General features: G+C 73.9%; 2 protein-coding genes and 1 riboswitch. Both genes read left to right on the forward strand.

All coding sequences use genetic code 11. The features are described 5' to 3' along the window. Positions 1-2 precede the first annotated feature (2 nt). Positions 3-1,067, forward strand: coding sequence for an anthranilate phosphoribosyltransferase (gene trpD, locus GWI24_RS42750; protein ID WP_210951408.1), 1,065 nt, complete (start codon positions 3-5; stop codon positions 1,065-1,067). Positions 1,068-1,210: 143 nt separating this feature from the next. Next, a riboswitch (SAM riboswitch) is annotated at positions 1,211-1,329 on the forward strand. A gap of 203 nt (positions 1,330-1,532) precedes the next feature. Beyond that, positions 1,533-2,954 (forward strand): aminotransferase class V-fold PLP-dependent enzyme, encoded by a 1,422-nt coding sequence (locus GWI24_RS42755; protein ID WP_210951409.1) that lies wholly within the window; start codon positions 1,533-1,535, stop codon positions 2,952-2,954. The last annotated feature ends 94 nt before the right edge of the window (positions 2,955-3,048 follow it).

Below are 3,048 nucleotides of genomic sequence, written 5' to 3' on the forward strand. Positions count from 1 at the left end.
TTGTGACCCCCGCCGGAGGCGACAGCACCGCGACGGCCCGCACCTGGCCGGACGTACTGAGCTCGCTGATCGCCGGCCGGGACCTCGATGCCGACGACACCGCCTGGGCCATGGACCGGATCATGCGGGGCGAGGCCACCGACGCCCAGATCGCCGGTTTCGCGATCGCGCTGCGCGCCAAGGGCGAGACGGTCTCCGAGGTGGCCGGTCTGGTGCGGGCCATGTACGAGCACGCCCGGGTGATCGAGGTGCCCGGGGCGACCGTGGACATCGTGGGCACCGGCGGCGACCGCGCCAAGACCGTCAACATCTCCACCATGTCCGCGCTGGTCGTCGCCGGTACCGGCGCGCGGGTGGTCAAGCACGGCAACCGCGCCGCGTCCTCCGCCAGCGGCGCCTCCGACGTCCTGGAGAAGCTCGGCGTCAATCTGGACATCACCCCCGAGCGGGTGGTCGAGGTCGCCGAGGAGGCGGGGATCACCTTCTGCTTCGCGGTGAAGTTCCACCCGTCGCTGCGGCATGTCGCCTCGGCCCGCCGCGAGCTGGGCGTCGCCACCCCGTTCAACCTGCTCGGCCCGCTGACCAACCCGGCGAAGGTCACCTGCCAGGCGACCGGGGTCGCCGACGCCCGTATGGCGCCCATCATCGCCGGGGTGCTGGCCGAGCGCGGCTCCTCCGCGCTGGTCGTCCGGGGCGACGACGGGCTGGACGAGCTCACCGTGACCACGACTTCCCAGGTGTGGGAGGTCCGGGACGGCGCCGTGCGCCAGGAGACCTTCGACCCCCGGGACGTGGGTGTCGAGCGGGCCCCCGTGGAGGCCCTGCGGGGCGCTGACGCCTCGTACAACGCCGATGTGGCCCGCCGGCTGCTGGCGGGCGAGCGGGGCCCGGTACGGGACGCGGTGCTGCTGAACTCGGCGGCGGCGCTGGTGGCGCTCGAGCGGGACCCGGGGGACAAGCCCCTGACGGACCGGATCGGGGCGGGTGTCGCGCGGGCCGCCGAGTCGATCGACTCGGGCGCGGCGCGCGACGTCCTGGAGCGATGGGTCCGGGCCACCCACGCCTGAGCGCCCCGCTGGGAGTGCCCTGATATGCCGTCGATCGTCAGCGGCGCAGTCGTGGTCCGGCGAACGCCTTACGGCGCCCATGGTCTGTCCGGGATACGGACAGGGCATGGGCGCCGGCGTCTGACATGGCATACTCCTGCCCAGGTCACGAGCGACAGCGACTACGGCCCCGGCCTGCTGTCCGGCAACCCTCCGTCCGTGGCGGGGTGCCCCGGGTGATGACCAGGCCGCCAGGCAGCGAGGCCGGCGGCAAGCGCGGACCCCTCGCACTGGGGGTCCTGGTGGTCGAGGGAGTTCTTCCGTGATGCAGCGAATGCGCTAGGGCCGAGCGGCCCCGTCTCTCCTCCATGTGCTCCGCGCGGTGCGGCCGCGCGTCGAGCGATTTTCCGCGCCCTTACGGCCGGCTCGCCGCCGCCGTTTCCGTGCGCGTCACGCATTCCTTCGACCCCTTCGGGAGACTTCGCCATGTCCGCGCGCCCTGCTGCCACCGTCTCTGCCTCTGCCTCCGCCTCTGCTACCGCTTCCACCACCGCCGATTCCTCCGCCGCCGCCTGTGCGCCGCTGCCCGTGCTGGGCAGCGATGTCCTGGTCCCCCTGGTCACCGGCGGTGAGGTGACCTACGCGGCGCTCGACTACGCCGCCAGCGCCCCCGCGCTGCGGCGGGTCTGGGACGACATCGCCGCCTACGCGCCGTACTACGGCAGCGTGCACCGCGGGGCGGGCTACCTCTCGCAGCTGTCCACCGACCTCTTCGAGAACAGCCGTAAGGACGTCGCCGCCTTCCTGGGCTGCCGCGAGGACGACCAGGTCGTCTTCACCCGCTCCACCACCGATTCGCTCAACCTCCTGGCCGCCGTGGCGCCCCGGGGCACCGAGGTCTTCGTCTTCGAGACCGAGCACCACGCCTCGCTGCTGCCGTGGGAGCAGCGGGAGGACGTCACCGTCCGCTACCTCAGCGCCCCGCGCTCCCCGCGGCAGGCGGTGGAGACGCTGGAGAAGGCGCTCGCGGGGCGCGACGGGGGCCCGGCGCTGGTGTGCGTGACCGGCGCGTCCAATGTGACCGGCGAGCTGTGGCCGGTGCGGGAGCTGGCCGCGGCCGCGCACGCCCACGGCGCCCGTATCGTCCTGGACGCCGCGCAACTGGCCCCGCACCACCCCGTGGACATCGCGGAGGCGGACCTCGACTGGGTGGCCTTCTCCGGGCACAAGCTGTACGCGCCCTTCGGGGCCGGGGTGCTGGCCGGGCGGGCGGACTGGCTGCGGGAGGCCCGGCCGTATCTTGCGGGCGGCGGCGCCAGCCGTAAGGTGACGCGCAGGGAGGACGGCGGCGTTGACGTCGAGTGGCACACCACCGCCGCCCGGCACGAGGCGGGCTCGCCGAACGTCATCGGCGTCTACGCGATCGCGTCGGCCTGCAAGGCGCTGACCGAGGCCGGTTTCGAGGGCCTGGTCGCCCGTGAGCGGCAGCTGATCGAGAAGGTGCGGGCGGGGCTGGCCGAGGTGCCCGAGGTGCGGGTGCTCTCGCTGTTCGGCGACGACGCGCCCCGGGTCGGCGTGCTGTCGTTCGTGGTGGAGGGCTGGAACAGCTCCCACTTCGCGGCGGCGCTCTCCGCGGAGTACGGCATCGGCGTACGCGACGGGCTGTTCTGCGCCCATCCGCTGGTCCGCACCCTGCTGGACAGCGAGCCCGACGAGCCGGGCGAGTGCGGCGCGCCCGAGGCCGCGCCGGGGGAGCGGTCGCTGAACGCGATCCGGGTCAGCTTCGGGGCGGGCACCCCGGACGAGCATGTGGAGCGGTTCGTGGGCGCCGTGAAGGAGCTGGTGCGCGACGGCGCCCGGTGGAGCTACCGCACCGAGGACGGCCGCTGCGTCCCGGACCGCGGCTGAGGCCGTTGGGCCTCCGGCCCAAGAGTTCGGAGCCGCCGGGCCCTACGGGGTGTCCGGGGGACCACGCGGCGCCGCATATCGGCGCTTTCCCCTC

The sequence above is a fragment of the Streptomyces sp. MK37H genome (assembly GCF_018035285.1).
Classification (GTDB): Bacteria; Actinomycetota; Actinomycetes; order Streptomycetales; family Streptomycetaceae; genus Streptomyces; species Streptomyces endocoffeicus.

Bases quoted from the DNA above. Each gene is read 5' to 3' on its own strand.
- GWI24_RS42755 (WP_210951409.1), top strand. From the start codon at position 1,533: ATGTCCGCGCGCCCTGCTGCCACCGTCTCTGCCTCTGCCTCCGCCTCT.